The sequence below is a fragment of the Actinophytocola xanthii genome (assembly GCF_001921205.1).
GTDB lineage: Bacteria > Actinomycetota > Actinomycetes > Mycobacteriales > Pseudonocardiaceae > Actinophytocola > Actinophytocola xanthii.
Map to the genome: position 1 here is coordinate 1 of NZ_MSIE01000123.1, position 15733 is coordinate 15733.

Consider the following 15733-nt stretch of genomic DNA (forward strand, 5'->3'; position numbering starts at 1 on the left):
GCAGAGAGCACCCAACAGCGGCTGGTCCGGCTGGGCCTCGCTCGGCGGCTGGATCGACCTGTTGAACGTGAACCGGAACAACGACGGCCGGCTGGAGGTGTTCGTGCGCGGCGGGGACGGCGCCCTCTGGCACAAGTGGCAGACCGCGCCGAACAACGGCTGGTCCGGCTGGGCCTCCCTCGGCGGCTGGATCGACCGGCTCACCTCCGCGCAGAACGCCCGTTGAGTTGGGGGACGTCGTGGGGAGTCGCCTCTCCCCACGACGTCCGCCGGGCGCTCAGGAGACGAAACCCTCCGACCGTAACCAGTCCGTGGCGACCTCGGCCGGGTCGTCGCCGTCCACGCTGACCTTCTTGTTCAGCTCGGTGAGGATGTCGGTGTCGAGCTTCTCGGCGATCGGTTCGAAGACCCGCTCGAGGTCCGGGTACTCCTCGGCCAGTTCGGCGCGGATCGTGATGGCCGGGTTGTAGACGGGGAAGAAGTGCTTGTCGTCCTCGAGCGGGGTCAGGTTCTGCGCCGACACCCGGCCGTCGGTCGTGGCGACCTCGCCGAAGTTGCAGGTGCCGCCCCGGCCCGCGGTCGGGTAGATGACCGCGTCGTTGAGCAGGTGGATCTGTGCGTCGGGCAGGGTGAAGCCGTAGGCCTTCTGCAGCCCGGGGAAACCGTCGTCGCGGCTCTTGAACTCCGGTCCGATGCAGGTCGTCGCGGCCGCCGGGTTCGTCCTCGCCAACTCGGCGTAGTCGGACAGGGTCCGCGTGCCGTACTCGGCGAGTGCCTCCTGGTTGACCGCGATCGCGTAGGTGTCGTTCGCCGGGGACCGTGCCCACCAGACGACGCCGTTGGCGAGGTCGGCCTCCTTCACCGCGTCGTAGAGCTCCTCGGCGTCCGGGACGGGCCGGGTGTTCTTGAGGTAGTTGATCCACCCGGTGCCGGTGTACTCCCAGTACAGGTCGATCTCGCCGCTCGTCAGCGCCTGCCGGACGTTGGCCGAGCCGGTGATGTTGGTCCGGTCGACCGGGTCCGCGCCCGCCGCCCGCAACGCGACGATCGCGACCTGGCCGAGCAGCAGCTGCTCGTCGAACTCCTTGGACCCGACGGTGAGCTGCACCCCGCTCAGCTCGTCGATCCTGGAGATGGAGCCCTCCCCCACCTCCGTGGCGCCGTTGTCCTCCTCGATGGTGCACCCGCCGGCGAGGGCGGCGGCCGTGGCCAGCGCCAGCACCGCGGACCAGGGACGTCGAGCACAACCCATGACCTTCTCCTCGTGTCTCAGGTGCCCCGGGGCCGGAGCAGTTCCTCGGCGACGAGCCCCAGCCAGTCGGCGAACAGGGCGAGCGCGGCGACGACGATGCCGTAGGTGACGCTCAGCGCCGGCCGGTTCAGCCCGATCCCGGCGACCAGCCCGCCGCCGAGCCCACCGCCCCCGACGAACGTGGCGAGCGTCGCGCTCGCGAAGGTCAGCACCAGCGCGGTGCGGATGCCGGCCAGGATCACCGGTACCGCCAACGGGAGCTCGACCCGGGCCAGTACCGCGGTTCTGGACATCCCCATGCCCCTGGCCGCCTCGATGACGGCCGGGTCGACACCCTCCAGACCCACGATCGTGTTGCGCAGCACCGGAAGCACCGCGTAGACCACGAGCGCGACGACCGCCGTGGCGAATCCGGTTCCCATCACCAGCGCGAGGAGCACGACCAGGCCGATCGACGGGATCGCCTGGCCGAGGTTGCCCAGTCCCAGCCCGACCGGCCGCACCCAGCCGGCGGCGGGGCGGGTGAGCAGGATGCCGAGTGGGACCGCGATCGCGATGGTCAGTGCGGTCGAGACGGCCGACAGCGCGACGTGCTCGCCGAGCTCGCGGCCGAGCTCGTCCGCGTTGAGGTACCGCGCCTCGATCGAGTCCGCCGGCAGCGCGCGGACCACGAGGTAGAGCCCGAGCAGGACGACCGCGATCAGCAGCGGCCGCACCATCAGTCCCCGGCGCCCGGTGCGGCCTCGGGCGCCGGCTCGGAGCCGGCCGAGACCCGCGGTCTCAGCCACGGATCCCCCTCGAGGTCGTCATCCTGCCGACCAGGCCGAGGGCGAGGTCGAACGCCAGGGCGAGCACCACGATGCCGAAGGTTCCGACGAGCACCTGGTTGAGCGAGTTCACCGCGCCGAAGCGGCCGAGGCCGTCGAAGATCTGGTTGCCCAGCCCGGGTCCCTTCACGTAGGCGCCGATAGCCGCGATGCCGATCGTCATCTGGGTGGAGACGCGGATCCCGGACAGGACGACCGGCCAGGCCAGCGGCAGGCGCACCCGCCAGAGCAGCCGGGTCCGGCCGAGCCCCATCCCCCGACCGGCCTCGACCACCGCCGGGTCGACCCCGCGCAGCCCGACGACAGTGTTGCGGGTGATCGGTAGCAGGGCGTAGACCACCAGGGCGATCAGGACGTTGGTGGTCCCCAGGCCGACCGGGCCGATGAGGATGCCGAGCAGCGCGATGGACGGGATGGTCAGGAACGACGCCGTCGTCGCGGTCACCGCGGCGGCGGGGATCGGGCGCTGGTAGGTGAGCAGCCCCAGCGACATCCCGACCAGCACGGCGAGCACCATGGCGAGCAGTGTCAGGTTGACGTGCCGCACCGCGTCGTTGTAGATCTCGATCGCGTTGTCCTGGATGTACTCGGCCAGGCTCACCGCCCCGCCCCCCTGGTCCCCGACGAGAACGTGAGGACACTGTAGCAGCCGAGATCCCCGCGTAGTCCACAGTAGACTGATCGGGTAGGCTCCCGCCGGTGCGCGAGCTGACGAGGACCCAGCACGACCGCCTGCTCAACCTGGTCCGGCGGAGCCCCGCCTTCCTCGGAATGCGGGTCGTCGTCCACGAGGACCGGGTGGAGGTCCGCGATCCAGCGGAGGTCGTGCTCGGTCTCGGCCCGGTCGTCGACGTGGTCGTCGGCGCCCCGTGGGACCAGTGGCCGGACCTGGTGGACGACCGGCTCGCCCGGATGCTCACCGCCGTCGTCGAGGGCAGCCCCGAGCTGGACGGTCCCACCGAGGGGGTGCTCGAGCGGGTCTACGCGCGGCTGCGTCCGGTGGCGGGCAGCCCGACGGGGTGGTGGACCTACGCCCGCGAGGTCGCCCCGGGGCTGCTCATGGTGCTGGCCCTGGACCACCCCGACCGCGTGGCCGTCCTCAACGACGACCAGGTCGAGCGGCACGGGTACGACCGACTCCTCCGGGCTGGCCTGGACAACCTGTGCACCCAGCTGCCCGACACCTACGCCACGCGCGAGGACGTCCACGTCCTCGTCGGCGGGGACCACGTCGCCTCGACGGTGTTGGTCCTGCCGTGGGTGGTCGAGGTGGTCATTGGCGTGGTGGACCAGCCTTTCGGGGTGCTGGTCGGGATTCCCGACCACACGACGCTGGTCTTCCACGTCCTGCGCGACGGCGCCGGCGCGCGGCACGCCGTGCGGGAGATCGCCCGGGTCGCCGCCGACCAGCACGCGCGGAGCGACGTCCCGCTGAGCCGGGAGGTGTACTGGTGGCGCCCCGGGTCCCCCACCCTGGAGCCGGTGGCCCAGCGGGCGGGGACGGCCGACGGCGTCCTGGGCGAGGACCTCGTCACCCGCTACCCGCCCGGCTTCGTCGAACTGCTCGAGGAGCTGGACCGGCGCCCGCTCTGAGCACCGCGGCGAGCCGCGCCGGCCACGTCACGCCACTGAGCCTAGTCGCTCCCGTTGCTCGGCGGTCAGCTCGAGGGCCGCGCCGGCGAACGCGTCGTCGAGTTGGTCGACGGAGCTGATGCCGACGATGGGGATGGCGGCCGGCGTCCCCCCGGCCAGCCAGGCGAGCACGACCTGGTTGCGGTTGGTGCCGGTCTCGGCGGCGATCTCGTCGAGCACGGCCAGCCGTCGGGTGGTGCCGGCGTGGTCGTAGTCGGGGTGCAGGGGCTTGTCCGCGCGGGTGTACCGGCCGCTGAGCAGCGGTGTGTAGGCCCACAGCGTCATCTCCGGGTGGTGCTCCAGGTAGTGCAGTACCTCGTCGCTCACCGCACCGAAGCGGTGCACGACGCTCGGCTGGGTCGACGGCCGCGGCTGGAGGTAGGTGTGGTGCTGCTGCACGGCGGTGTAGCCGGCGACGCCGGCCGCCCGGGCCAGCTGTCGGGCCCGTTCCACCTGCCAGGTGGGGTAGTTGGAACAGCCGAGTCGGCCGACCGTCCCCGCCGCCACCAGCTCCCCGAACGCACCGACGGTCTCCTCGAGCGGCGTGACCGGGTCGGGCTTGTGCGCCCAGTACAGCTCGACGCGGTCGGTCCCGAGGCGCCGGAGGCTGCCCTCGATGCCGTTCTTGATCACCGCCGCCGAGAGCCCCTCGGCGGTCTCCGGGAACCGCCCCGCCTCGGTCGGCTCGCAGCCCACCTTGGTGCTGATCCGCACGCGGTCGCGCATCCCCGGCCGCCGCGCCAGCCACCGCCCGAGCAGCGTCTCGCTCTGCCCGCCGAAGCCGCTGGGGTCCTCCCAGAACGCGTAGCAGTTCGCGGTGTCGATCCAGACGCCGCCGGCGTCCACGAAGCGGTCCAGGATCTCGAACGAGAGTCGCTCGTCCGCGACCGTGCCGAACAGCATCGCGCCAAGAACCAGGTTGTCGGTCATGCCGCCACGCTAGGCCGGTTCGGCTCGGCATTACGCTCCAATTCCATGGCGGTTTCCCAGACCAATCTGGCGTGGGCGACGCTGCTCGACCTCGCCCCGGCCGAGCCCCGCCGGCGCCGCCTGCACGACCGGCTGGCGCACGCGCTGCGGTCGGCCATCCGGGAGGGCCGGCTGGTGGAGGGCGCCGTCGTGCCGCCGAGCCGGGTGCTCGCCGAGGAGCTCGGCTGCTCCCGGTGGGCGGTGACCGAGGCGTACGGCCAGCTGGTCGCCGAGGGGTACCTGTCGGCCAGGGTGGGTTCGGCGACGCGCGTGTCCTGGTCGCCGGAGACCGCGGCCTCGGGGCCCGCGGCGCGGGTGGTCCCGGCGCATCCCCCGGTGCGGTACGACCTCGCACCAGGCCTGCCGGACCTGCGGGCGTTCCCGCGGCGCCGGTGGGCCGACGCCGTCCGGGCCGTGGCCGGCTCGGCAGTCCACTACGACCTCGGCCTACCCGACCCCGCCGGGCACGCGGTGCTGCGCACGACGGTGGCGGAGTACCTGCGACGCTCGCGCGGCGCCGACGCGCAGGCCGCGACGGTGTCCGTGTGCGCCGGCGTCACCGACGGCCTGGTGCGCACGTGCCGGGCGCTGCGCGCGGAGGGGATCACCGACCTGGCGGTGGAGGACCCCGGCTGGGGGCGGCTTCGTGCCGCGGCGACGAGCGCCGGCCTGCGGGTGCACCCGGTGGCGGTCGACCAGGACGGCCTGCGCGTCGAGGACCTCGCCCAGGGCCCGGCCCGGGCCGTCGTCGTCGGCGCGGCGCACCAGTTCCCCACCGGTGCCGTGCTCTCCCCGCCGCGCCGGTCCCGGCTGGTGCGGTGGGCCCGTGAGGTGGGCGGCTTCGTGATCGAGGACGACTACGACGCCGAGTTCCGCTACGACCACCACCCGGTGGCCGTGATGCAGGGAATGGACCGGAACCGGGTGTTCCTGCTCGGCTCGGTCAGCAAGACGTTGTCGCCGGCGCTGGGCCTGGGCTGGCTGGTCGCCCCGCCGGCGATGGCCGCGGCGCTGCGGGCGGCGAACCCGGTGGCGGTCGCCCCGCCGGTGCTCGACCAGCTCGCGCTGGCCACGTTCATCGAGCGCGGCTGGTACGACGCGCACCTGCGCGCGGCCAGGCGACGGTTCCGCACGCGGCGGGACCTGCTGGTCCGGACGCTGGGCGCGGAGGTACCGGAGGGTCGGGTCGCCGGCACCGCGGCCGGACTGCACGTCCTGCTCCACCTGCCGGACGGCACCGACACGGCCGCCGCCGTCGCAGCCGCGGCCGCCACCGGCCTCCGACTGGCCACCCTCGCCGACTACCGGAGCGGGCAGTCCGCCGAACCGGCACTGGTCCTCGGCTACGGCAACATCGCCGACCCCGAGATCCCCCCGGCCGTCACGCTGCTGCGCGAGGCCCTCCGGCGAGGTCAGTCGGGCCCGTAGACGTCCCAGAGCTCGCCGACGAAGAAGGTGCCGAAGCGGGCCAGGGCGGCGAGGCCGTGGGGGCCGTCGGTGCGGAAGCTGGCGAGCGTGGCGACGAGGTCGTGGGCCTCGACGCGGAGGGTCCCGGCGCCGAGCACGTCGGCGTCGGCGTCGCCGCCGGGTGGGACGTGACCGTGCAGGAGGCGGACGTAGAGGGTGGAGGTGTCGTGCCACATGCGGGAGACCGGGCCGTCGTGGACGTCCTTGTACCCGGCGAGCGTGCGGGGCCGACCGGCGGCGTCGGTGAACCAGAGCCGGTAACGCATGGCGCGGCTACGGGGAGCTGCGCCGGGGGCGAAGAGGTTGAACCAGCCGCGCTCGACCGGGCACCGCGCGTCGGAGGCCTGCACCGTCCCCGAGGCCCGGGCGAGGTGGTCCGGCTCGGCCAGGAACTCGTCGACGTCGTCGACGCGGATGGAAAGGCGGAACGAGAACGGCTCACGCGCGGCCGAGCCGTCCGCCTCGACCCCCCGCGGGTCGGTGGCCCCCAGGACGACGAACCCCGCCATCTCCTCCTCGAACGACAAGGAGGTCGGCGTCGGTACGAAGGCCACATCGGCGGTGGGCACGCTTGGGGTGGCGGGCACCGTGGGAATGGCGGCCACGTCCGCTGAGGTGGCCACATCCCCGGTGGCGGCCGCGCTCGCAGGAGCGGGCGCGGCGGGAATGGCGTCCACGCCCGCGGAGGTGGCCACACCCCCAGTGGTGGCCACGCCGCCGGTGGCAGCCGTGCCGTCAGTGGTGGTCGGCGGCCCAGCCGACGCCATGCCCGCGCCCGACGCCGCCACCGGGGATGTCACCTCTCCACCCGAGGCCACCAGCGACGAGGCCATCGCGGCGGAGGGGACCAGCTGGGCGGGGTTCGGCGAGGTTCCGGGGGAAGCCACCGGCGAGGTGGCGACCGGCGCTGGCAGTGCCACCTCCACGACGGGCACCGGCAGTGGCTCGGTGGGGGCCACCTCCTGGCGGCGGGGGTGGGGGGTCTGGGTCTCGAGGATGCGGGTGGCCATGCGGTCGGCGAGGGCCGCGATGGTGAGGGAGGGGTTGGCGCCCACCGGGCCGGGCATGGCGGCGCCGTCGGCGATGTACAGGCCGGGGTGGCCGAAGACCTCGCCGTAGGCGTCGCAGACACCCTCGCCGGAGTGGCGGCCCATGGGGGCGCCGCCGAGCGGGTGGGCGGTGATGAACTGCTTGGCCACCCACGCGGGCACCCCCGCGTGCTCGGCGCCGAGCACGTCCGCGATGCGGCGCATGGTGTCGCGCAGCCGGTCGAAGTGTTCGGCGCTCGCCTCGGCGCTCCACTGGAGGTCGAGCTTTCCCCCGCGCAGGCGCAGCCGGCCGTTCGGGACGTCGCGGCCCATGCCCAGGAGCGGCAGCGAACTCGCCGACAGGCCCGTGTCCCGGAACAGCCCGGCGATCTCGGCGGACAGGTTCGGGTCGCGGGTGATCTTCGCCCAGATCCGCTCGATCACGAAGCGTGCGGCCCGCACCACGTCGGCGCCCAGGTCGGCGCGCTCGGCGAGCCAGTCGACGAAGCCGGGGTGGCCGCCGTCCTCGATGTAGCCGCCTCGGCCGCCCTCGTTCGGGTCGTCGGTCCGGTCGGCCAGGCGGATGGCGCTGGTGATCACCGGGCCGTGGCTGGCGCCGATCTCCCGGGTGCGGGTGCGGTCCTTGGCCCGGAGCAGGAACGTGAGCAGGTCGCCGTTGCCGGAGAAGCGGCTGCCGAGCGCGCCGGACAGTCCCGGCAGCTCGCCCTGGCTGCGGAGCAGCAGGTACGTGGTGCCGAACGTGCCGGCGGCGAGGACCAGCCGGTCGCAGGTGATCGTGCGCGTCCCGGTGCCCCGGCGCCCGTTGCGCCTGGGGTGGGGGCCGACCTCGTGCGTCGCGTAGTCCACGGCGTAACCGTCCGCCGTCCTGCGGACCGCGCTCACCTCGGACAGCGTCCGCAGGTCGGCGCCGCGATGGCGGGCCGCCGAGAGGTAGGTGTGGTCGAGGGTGTTCTTGGCACCGTCGTTGCACCCGATGTCGCACTCGCCGCAGAGCCGACAGGTGCGGCGGGGCGCGCCGTGCAGGTTGCCGTACTCGGGCTCGGGGATGGGCAGGCCCAATCCCGGTTGGGCGCCGGGGACCGGAGCGAAGCTGATCCCCAGCGGGGGTAACCGCCAGTCGAGCCCCAGCTCCATGGCCGCGTCCCGCAGCGCGATCGTCTTCTGGGTGTGCGCGTAGGCCGGGTGCTCGACGGGGTAGGGCGTGGCCCCCAGCATCCGTTCGACCGCCTCGTAGTGCGGGTCGAGGTCGGCCCTGGTCACCGGCCAGGACTCGTACCCCCCGCCGGTGACCGGTTCCTCGTGCACGAACCAGTGCTCGTCCTTGCGCAGCAACACGTTGGCGTAGATGAGCGAGCCCCCGCCGAGGCCGCTGGCGACCACCGAGCCGCACCCGTCGAAGCTCCACACGTCGTACATGCCGTACAGCTGCTGCTTCGGGTCCCAGAAGGCGTGTTTCATCTCGGACGGACGCCGCGGGAACATGCCAGGGGCGTAGGCGCGGCCGCGCTCGAGCACCACCACCGACAGCCCCGCGGACGCGAGCCGGTAGGCGGCCACCGAGCCGCCGAACCCGGATCCGACCACCACCACGTCGACATGCTCGTCGTGCACGCCCGTCAACTCCCGTTCCGCTTGAGGAAGTCCACGATGCGCGGGAACACGTCCACATGGGCGTCGCGGCCGATCATCGGGTCGATGTGCCCGTACCCCGGGATGATCTCCAGCTCGTGGCGCCCGGGCGCCCGCAGGTTCAGCAGCCGGTGGAAGGCGATGTTGGAGTCGGTGAAGACCCTGTTCTGCTCGCCGGTGAGCAGCAGCAGCGGCGTCTCGACGCGCTCCAGGTCGCCGAGGTAGTCGTCGGGGAGCGCGCTGTGCGCCGGGTTGTTCGGGTCGTACTTCACCGCGTGGCCGGCGCGGACGATCTTGCTGACGTGCCGGTAGTAGCTGACCTCCGTCGCGCCGTTCAGGTCGGCCAGCCGCTCGTGCTCGTGGGTCTCCGGGGCGAGGTTGTGGTGGTTGTACATGGCCGGGAAGCCGCCGCCCCACATGAAGCTCTGCATGTGGCAGGCGGACACGTCGCACTCCCGGTGGAACAGCGAGACCGCGCGGGCGAACAGGCGGCGCCGGGAGAGCGGAGGCGCCGCGGCGAACCGCGGATCCAGGTACGACAGACCGAGGCCGTACTCGAGCAGGTTCGCCCCGCCGGCCAGCTTCAGCCGGCACCAGGCCGGGACGCGCGGGGTCAGGCCGACGCTGTTGGCCACGAAGCTGGAGACGCCTTCGACCACCCCGCCGAACATGCTCATCAGGAACGTGACCGAACCGAGGCAGTGCGCTATCACGTGAATCCGTCGTCCCCCCACGTGACGACGGAGCTCACGGACGGCGGCGGGATGGTCGAAGGCAGCAACATCGTCCAGGGTGTGCCGCCGAGTCTCCATGTTGTACGGAAAACGGTTGCTCATGCGGAAGTCCAACGTCCAGACCTCGCCGAAACCGTTGTCCAGCAGGAAACTCAGTAGGTTGCGGTGCTCGGGCATGATGAACATGTCGCTGGACGAGCTCAACCCGTGGACGAGCAGCACGACGTCGTCGGAGTCCGCCGCGAGAAACCTCGTCAGCGTCAGACCAAGGTGGTCCTCGGTCGCGAATGGGTGCACCGAAACCTCGGCACCCCTCACGCCCCCCAGCGTGAACCGCGGAATTCGGTGCCCCATCGCGACCGCCCCTCCCCCGTCGTGCTGCCACCACCATGCCCTACGGCGATGACGCTCGGTATCGTGGAAAACCCGTACATCCGACTCGGCATCACGCACGCCCCGCCAGCTTGGCCGCCACAGCGGCCCGCGAGCCGACCCCGAGCTTGGTGAACACCCGCGACAGGTGCGTCTCGACGGTGCGCACGCTGAGGAACAGCTGTCCGGCGATCGTCCGGTTGCTCAGCCCCTGAACGACCAGCGTCGCGACCTCCAGCTCGCGAGGCGAGAGGCCGAACGGCGTGTCCCGGTCGGCCGACGGCGGTGTCGACACCCGGTCGCCGAGCCGCCGGCGCTCCTGCAGCGTCTGCGCCTCGAGCGTGCGCGCACCGCAGTCGCGGAACTGCTCGGTGGCCTGCTGGAGCTGCTCTCGGGCGGTGGCCGCGCGGCCCGCCGCGCCGTTCGCGATCCCCGCCACCAGCAGCGCCCTGCCGTGGTCGACACCGCGTTGGCCGGCCAGCAGGTTCTCGGCGGCCCGCTCCGCGAGCGCGGCCGCGGCCACCGGGTCCTCGGCCAGGGCGTGCGCTCGGGCCAGGTCGACCAGGCCGGCGAACACCGGCAGCTTGGGCGACTCGACCTCGGCCGCCAGGGCGGCCCAGCGCGCGGCCTCGACCTGACGGCCGCGCCCGGCCTCCACCTGGGCCAGCAACTCACAGGTGGCCAGCAGGGTGGCCCGGTCGACCCGCGGGTCGTCGAAGCTGGCGCAGGAGTCGACGAGCACCCGGATTCCGTCGTCCAGCTGCCCGGCGGCGACCATGGCGACGCCGTGGGCGTTGCGCGCCATGTGGTCCCAGACCTCCTGGCTGCCCGCGGCCGCGCGGACGGCCTCCTGGCCCGCACGCAGCGCCGCCTCGTGGTCCCCCGTCCAGGCCTGCGTCAGGCACAGCTGGGTGAGCGCGAACACCAGCTGCTGCGCCGAGTTGAGCAGCCGCGCACAGTCGACCGACTCCTCGACCGTCTCCAGTGCCTGCGGCAGCCGGCCCAGGGCGACGAGCGTGCGCGCCTTGCCGGCCAACAGGTTGGTCAGCACGTAGGCCTGGCCGGTCGTGCGAGCCACGGCGATCGCCCGCTCGAAGTACCGCAGCGCCGCGGAGTAGCGGCCGAGGCAGGTCTCGGCCCAGCACAGCCAGGCCACCGCGTCCAGCCATTCGGCCAGGTGGTCGTCCGGGGTCGCGTCGACGAGGCGTTCGGCGGCATCGGCGGTGCGTTGCGCGTCCGCCATCCGCCCGCCGGCGTAGGCGGGCATCGGGCGCAGCGCCGCGACGGCGGTCTCCAACCCGGGCTCCCAGCCGTCGTCGGAGTCGGGCATCAGGTCCAGCACTGCCTGTGCCGCCCGGTAGTCCACCCGCATCAGGCTCTCGGCGACAAGCCTCATCCGCAGCGGGATCGCCGCCGCGGCCCGAGGGCTCGGCATCCTGTTCAGCTCGTCCAACAGCAGGGCCCGCGCCTCGTGCGGCCGGTCGAGCTGTCGCTCCATCAAGGCGCAGATGCGGGCCGCCCGGGCCCGCCTGGCGTACTGGCCGGCCGGGAGCAGCCGGAGCAGCTCGCGCGCGGTGTTCCGGCTCTCGGCGAGCTGGCCGCTGACGCCCTGGGACCGGCTGAGGTCCATGAGCAGCGTCAACCGCTCGTCGAGGGTCTCGGGCTCGTCCGGCATCAGCTCGAGCGCCTTGCGCAGCCAGTGCGCGCAGGTCTCCGGGGCGCGGGTCGCCACGGTTTTGGCCGCGGTCACCAGCGTGCTGATCGCGCGCCGGTCGGCGAACGAGCAGGAGCGTTCGACGTGGTGCGCCTGCACGGTCGCCGGCGCGCCGACCTTCGCGAGGTGGTCGGCGAGCCGGGCGTGCGCGCCGACGCGCCAGCCGGCCTCGGCGTACTCGTAGGCGGCCTGCCGGACCAGGGGGTGGCGGAACCGGAACCGCCCGGAGCTCGCCGGGCGGAGGATGTCGCGCGCGACGAGGTCGTCCAGCGCGTTCAGCGTCGCCGTCTCCGGAACCTCCGCGGCCACCGCGACCAGGGCCGGGTCGAACTCGTCGCCGGCGACCGCGGCCGCCTGCGCCAGGCGCAGGGAGCCGGGCGGCAGGTCGCCCAGCTCCACCCGCAGCACGGCCCGCACCGACGCGGGCAGCTCGGTGCCCGCGAGGCGGTTCATCCGCGCCAGCGCCTCCAGGTAGAAGGGGTTGCCGCCGCTGGCCTCGTACAGCGCCCGGCCGCGAGCGCGGGCGACCTCCGGACCGAGCAGCTCCGCCCCCTCCTCGGGGGTCAGCGGGTCGACGGTGACCTGGCGGCCGCCGGCCGCGCCCACCAGGCCGAGGACCCGGTGCGGCGCCTGCATCGGCCGGTAGGCCACGGCCACCAGCACCCTGCCCCGCGGTGGGTGGCGGACCAGGTGGTCGAGGAACTCCGCCGAGCTCGGGTCCGCCCAGTGCACGTCGTCGAGGATCAGCGCGAGCCCGTTCGGCGCGGCCAGCTCGTCCACCAGCTGGCGCAGCGCCCGGTAGGATCGGAGGCGGTCGATCCCGGTCCGGTCGGCGTGCTCGTCGGGGTCGCCCGCGTCGGGTACCGCCGCGGCCAGGGCGGGGAAGATCGTGGCCAGGCGCCGTCGCTGCGCGCCGCCGAACCGCTCGAGCACCTCCGCGCCGTGGGCTTCCAGGTGGTCGTCGACCGCGTCGACGAGCGCGCTGAACGGCATGATCTGCTCGAGCTCGGCGGCCCGGCCGTTGAGCGTGGTCAGCCCCCGCTGCCCGGTGCGCCTGACCAGCTCGGCCAGCAGCCGGGTCTTGCCGATGCCGGGTTCGCCGACCACCGCGAGGAACTGGAACTCACCGGCGCAGGCCGCCGCCACGACACGGTCGAACGACCGCAGCACCTCTTCCCGGCCGACGAGCGGGTTCACACCGCCGGGAGCACTTCCCGCCTCGGTGCGTACCGAGGTCGTCCGGCTGCCCACGTCCGTGCCACCAGTCACGGACACCGCTCGAAAAGGCCTGAACGCGACGACATCAACCAGCCCCCAGTCCCGGACACGTCCCGGCGTCCGCCCCCGACAGGCCGAGCGAAGGACCACCCGACAACACTCGACTGCGCCGGGCGTCAACCGAAAGACCCAACCCGCCGCCACGCTATGTTGCCATTCTCGCCGGCACGCCGCTACCGCTGCGCCGGAGCGGGTCCTCAGCCAGGGGAAGCCGTCACGGGAAAGGTGACCCGGACGGTGGTGCCCCGCCCGGGCGCGGAGGTGACGCCGGCGGTGCCCCCGTGGGCGGCCACGATCGCCTCGACGATCGCCAGGCCCAGGCCCGAGGAGCCGCCGCTGTCCCGGCTGCGGCTGGGGTCGGCGCGGTAGAAGCGCTCGAACACGTGCGGCAGGTGCTCCGGCGCGATCCCGTCGCCCTCGTCGTGTACCTCGACCGCCACCTCCCCCTCCTGGGCGGTGACGGTGACCGTGACCGGCGTCCCCGGCCGGGTGTGGCCGACCGCGTTGCCGACGAGGTTGCGCAGCACCTGCTGGATGCGCGGCCCGTCCCCGTCGACCACCGCCGCCGCGGCGCCGTCCAGGGTGATGCTCCGGTCGGCGCTGACCACGCGGGCGTCGTCCACCACCTCGGTGGCCAGCGCCACCAGGTCCACCGGCTCGCGGTGCAGCGGCCGGGACCCGTCCAGACGGGCCAGCAGCGCCAGCTCCTCGACGAGCACCCGCATCCGGTCCACCTCGGCCTGCATCCGTTCCATGGCGTGGTCGAGCTCGTCGGGGTCGCGCAGCGCGCCCTGGACGTAGAGGTCGATCCAGCCGTGCACGGTGGCCAGCGGCGTGCGCAGCTCGTGGCTGGCGTCGGCGACGAAGCTGCGCAGCCGCTCCTCGGCCCGCCGCTGGGCGTCGAAGGCGTTCCGGACCGCCTTCGCGACCGCGACCTCCGGGCCGGCGAGCAGCGCGACCAGCGCCAGGCGCCACCGCGAGGACCGGGTCATCGCCGCACCGGCCGCAGGCTGTACCCGAACCCCCGCACGGTGTGGATCAGCGAGGGACCGCCGAAGTCGATCTTGCGCCGGAGGTTCGAGACGAAGCGCTCGACCACGCCGGTGTCCCCGCCGAAGTCGTACTGCCAGATCTGGTCGAGGATCTGCGCCTTGGACACCACCCGCCCGGCGTTGGCCAGCAGGTAGCGCAGCAGCCGGAACTCGGTGGGAGACAGCTCCACCGGGCGGCCGCCCCGGGTCACCAGGTGCCGGTCCTCGTCCAGCTCCAGGTCGCCGCAGCGCAGTACCCCCTCCGGTACCGCCGGCGGCACGCGGCGGGAACGCCGCAGCAGCGCCTCCAGCCGGGCGGCGACCTCCACCACGCTGAACGGCTTGGTCAGGTAGTCGTCGCCACCGAGGCGCAGCCCGCGCACCCGGTCGTCCAGCTCGTCGCGGGCGGTCAGGAACATCACCGGCACCTGGACGCCCCGGGAGCGCAGCAGGTGCAGCAGGTCGAAGCCGTCGGTGCCGGGCAGCATCACGTCCAGCACGATCGCGTCCGGCGGTCGGTGATCGCGGCCAGGGCGGCCGGCACATCCCCGGCGGCCTCGACCTCGAACCCGGCGAACCGCAGCGCGGACAGCAGCACCTCCCGCAGCCCGGGGTCGTCGTCCACCACCAGAATGCTGTCCACCTCACCATCACACCACCCGGACCGGCGCGTGACCCCGGTCGGACCCGCTGAGCCGGGCGCCCTCGACGTCCACGTTCGGCAGCGACCGGTCCACCCAGCGCGGCAGCCACCACGCCCGGTGCCCGACCAGCGCCAGCACCGCCGGCACGAGCGTCATCCGGACCAGGAACGCGTCCAGCAGGACGCCCACCGCGAGCGCGAGGGCGATGGGCTTCAGCGTGGCGTCACCGGTGGGGACGAAGCCCGCGAAGATCGCGGTCATGATCAGCGCTGTCGCCGCGACCACCCGGCCCGAGGCCCGGGCGCCGCGGGCGACCGCGCGGAGCGGGTCGCGGCCGCGGACGTACTCCTCGTGCATGCGGCTGACCAGGAAGACCTCGTAGTCCATGGCCAGGCCGAACAGCACCGCCATCAGGATGATCGGCATGAAGCTGATCACAGGACCGGTGCGGGCGACCCCGACCAGCTCGGCGAGCCAGCCCCACTGGAACACCGCGACGATCACCCCCAGCGTCGCGCCGACCGACAACAGGAAACCCAGCGTCGCCTTCAGCGGCACCACCAGCGAGCGGAAGGCCACCATCAGCAGCAGCACGGCCAGGCCCACGACGACCAGCACGAAGGGCAGGAGCGCGGCACGCAGCAGCGCGGAGATGTCGATCCCGACGGCGGTCACGCCGGTGACGCCGACCGAGGGCCCGCCCACCGCCTCGAGCTCGCCGACCAGCCGCTCGGTGCGTTCGTCCCGCGGCCCGGTCTCGGGGATCACCCGCAGCAACGCGTACTCGCCGTCCGCGGACCGTTGCGCGGGTGCGACGGCGGCGACCCCGTCCACCGCGCCGAGCCGCTCGCCCAGCGCGGCGGCCGCGGCCGGTCGGTCGGCCTCGCCCCGGAGGTCGGCCAGGACCAGCAGCGGGCCGTTGGCGCCCGGTCCGAACGCGGCGGCCGTCAGGTCGTAGGCCTGCCGCTCGGTGCGCTCTGCCGGAGCAGAACCGCTGTCGGTGAGTGCGAGCCGCAGGTCCGCGGCCGGTACCGCCAGGACGCCGAGCGCCGCGACGACGGCGAGCGCGGTGATCGACGGCCGCCGGGTGACCAGCGCGACCCAGCGCTCGCCGGCGGGGCGCCGGCCCTCCCCG

11 protein-coding genes and 2 pseudogenes are annotated in these 15733 nt (G+C 73.5%); 3 read left to right on the top strand and 10 right to left on the bottom strand.

What is annotated here, in order from left to right:
- Positions 1 to 226 (top strand): annotated as a pseudogene (locus tag BU204_RS36400) (hypothetical protein); the annotation flags it as partial.
- Between the two features lie 51 nt (positions 227 to 277).
- Here BU204_RS36400 and BU204_RS36405 read toward each other — a convergent pair.
- Genes BU204_RS36405 through BU204_RS41005 form a run of 3 tightly spaced genes read right to left on the bottom strand, consistent with a single transcriptional unit; the run spans position 278 to position 2680 of the window.
- Positions 278 to 1252, bottom strand: coding sequence for a glycine betaine ABC transporter substrate-binding protein (locus tag BU204_RS36405; protein ID WP_075130345.1), 975 nt, complete (start codon positions 1250 to 1252; stop codon positions 278 to 280).
- A gap of 17 nt (positions 1253 to 1269) precedes the next feature.
- A complete protein-coding gene (locus BU204_RS41000) occupies positions 1270 to 2040 on the bottom strand; it encodes an ABC transporter permease (protein ID WP_075130346.1) in 771 nt (256 codons plus the stop codon).
- Entirely contained in the window at positions 2033 to 2680 is a 648-nt protein-coding gene (locus BU204_RS41005) for an ABC transporter permease (RefSeq protein WP_075130347.1), read from the bottom strand. The genes BU204_RS41000 and BU204_RS41005 overlap by 8 nt, the downstream gene beginning before the upstream one ends.
- Before the next feature lie 98 nt (positions 2681 to 2778).
- Between BU204_RS41005 and BU204_RS36420 the strand changes: the two genes are divergently transcribed.
- A complete protein-coding gene (locus BU204_RS36420) occupies positions 2779 to 3672 on the top strand; it encodes a hypothetical protein (RefSeq protein WP_075130348.1) in 894 nt (297 codons plus the stop codon).
- A gap of 27 nt (positions 3673 to 3699) precedes the next feature.
- Here BU204_RS36420 and BU204_RS36425 read toward each other — a convergent pair whose 3' ends face one another.
- Positions 3700 to 4641: an aldo/keto reductase gene (locus BU204_RS36425; RefSeq protein WP_075130349.1), complete on the bottom strand. Its 942-nt coding sequence runs from the start codon at positions 4639 to 4641 to the stop codon at positions 3700 to 3702.
- 45 nt (positions 4642 to 4686) lie between these two features.
- Here BU204_RS36425 and pdxR point away from each other — a divergent pair, with 45 nt between their 5' ends.
- Complete coding sequence (gene pdxR / locus BU204_RS36430; protein WP_075130350.1) at positions 4687 to 6108, top strand: MocR-like pyridoxine biosynthesis transcription factor PdxR; 1422 nt, start codon at positions 4687 to 4689, stop codon at positions 6106 to 6108.
- Here the strand turns inward: pdxR and BU204_RS39760 are convergent.
- The 6 genes and pseudogenes from BU204_RS39760 to BU204_RS36460 form a co-directional block, all read right to left on the bottom strand.
- Positions 6093 to 8807 carry a GMC oxidoreductase gene (locus BU204_RS39760; RefSeq protein ID WP_143230017.1) on the bottom strand — a complete coding sequence of 905 codons (2715 nt, stop codon included), beginning with the start codon at positions 8805 to 8807 and terminating at the stop codon, positions 6093 to 6095. The two genes, pdxR and BU204_RS39760, sit on opposite strands and share 16 nt — an antisense overlap.
- Positions 8808 to 8812: 5 nt before the next feature.
- Entirely contained in the window at positions 8813 to 9856 is a 1044-nt protein-coding gene (locus BU204_RS36440; RefSeq protein ID WP_198943110.1) for an alpha/beta fold hydrolase, read from the bottom strand.
- Between the two features lie 148 nt (positions 9857 to 10004).
- Complete coding sequence (locus tag BU204_RS36445) at positions 10005 to 12914, bottom strand: helix-turn-helix transcriptional regulator (RefSeq protein WP_198943111.1); 2910 nt, start codon at positions 12912 to 12914, stop codon at positions 10005 to 10007.
- A gap of 206 nt (positions 12915 to 13120) precedes the next feature.
- Positions 13121 to 13915, bottom strand: coding sequence for a sensor histidine kinase (locus tag BU204_RS36450; protein WP_075130352.1), 795 nt, complete (start codon positions 13913 to 13915; stop codon positions 13121 to 13123).
- Positions 13912 to 14582: pseudogene (locus tag BU204_RS36455) on the bottom strand (response regulator transcription factor). Before BU204_RS36455 ends, BU204_RS36450 begins: the two are co-directional and overlap by 4 nt.
- Positions 14583 to 14604: 22 nt before the next feature.
- Positions 14605 to 15733: MMPL family transporter (locus BU204_RS36460; RefSeq protein ID WP_158073570.1), on the bottom strand; the 1129-nt coding region annotated here is incomplete at its 5' end.

Bases quoted from the DNA above. Each gene is read 5' to 3' on its own strand.
- BU204_RS36405 (WP_075130345.1), bottom strand. From the start codon at position 1,252: ATGGGTTGTGCTCGACGTCCCTGGTCCGCGGTGCTGGCGCTGGCCACG.
- BU204_RS36425 (WP_075130349.1), bottom strand. From the start codon at position 4,641: ATGACCGACAACCTGGTTCTTGGCGCGATGCTGTTCGGCACGGTCGCG.
- pdxR (WP_075130350.1), top strand. From the start codon at position 4,687: ATGGCGGTTTCCCAGACCAATCTGGCGTGGGCGACGCTGCTCGACCTC.
- BU204_RS36450 (WP_075130352.1), bottom strand. From the start codon at position 13,915: ATGACCCGGTCCTCGCGGTGGCGCCTGGCGCTGGTCGCGCTGCTCGCC.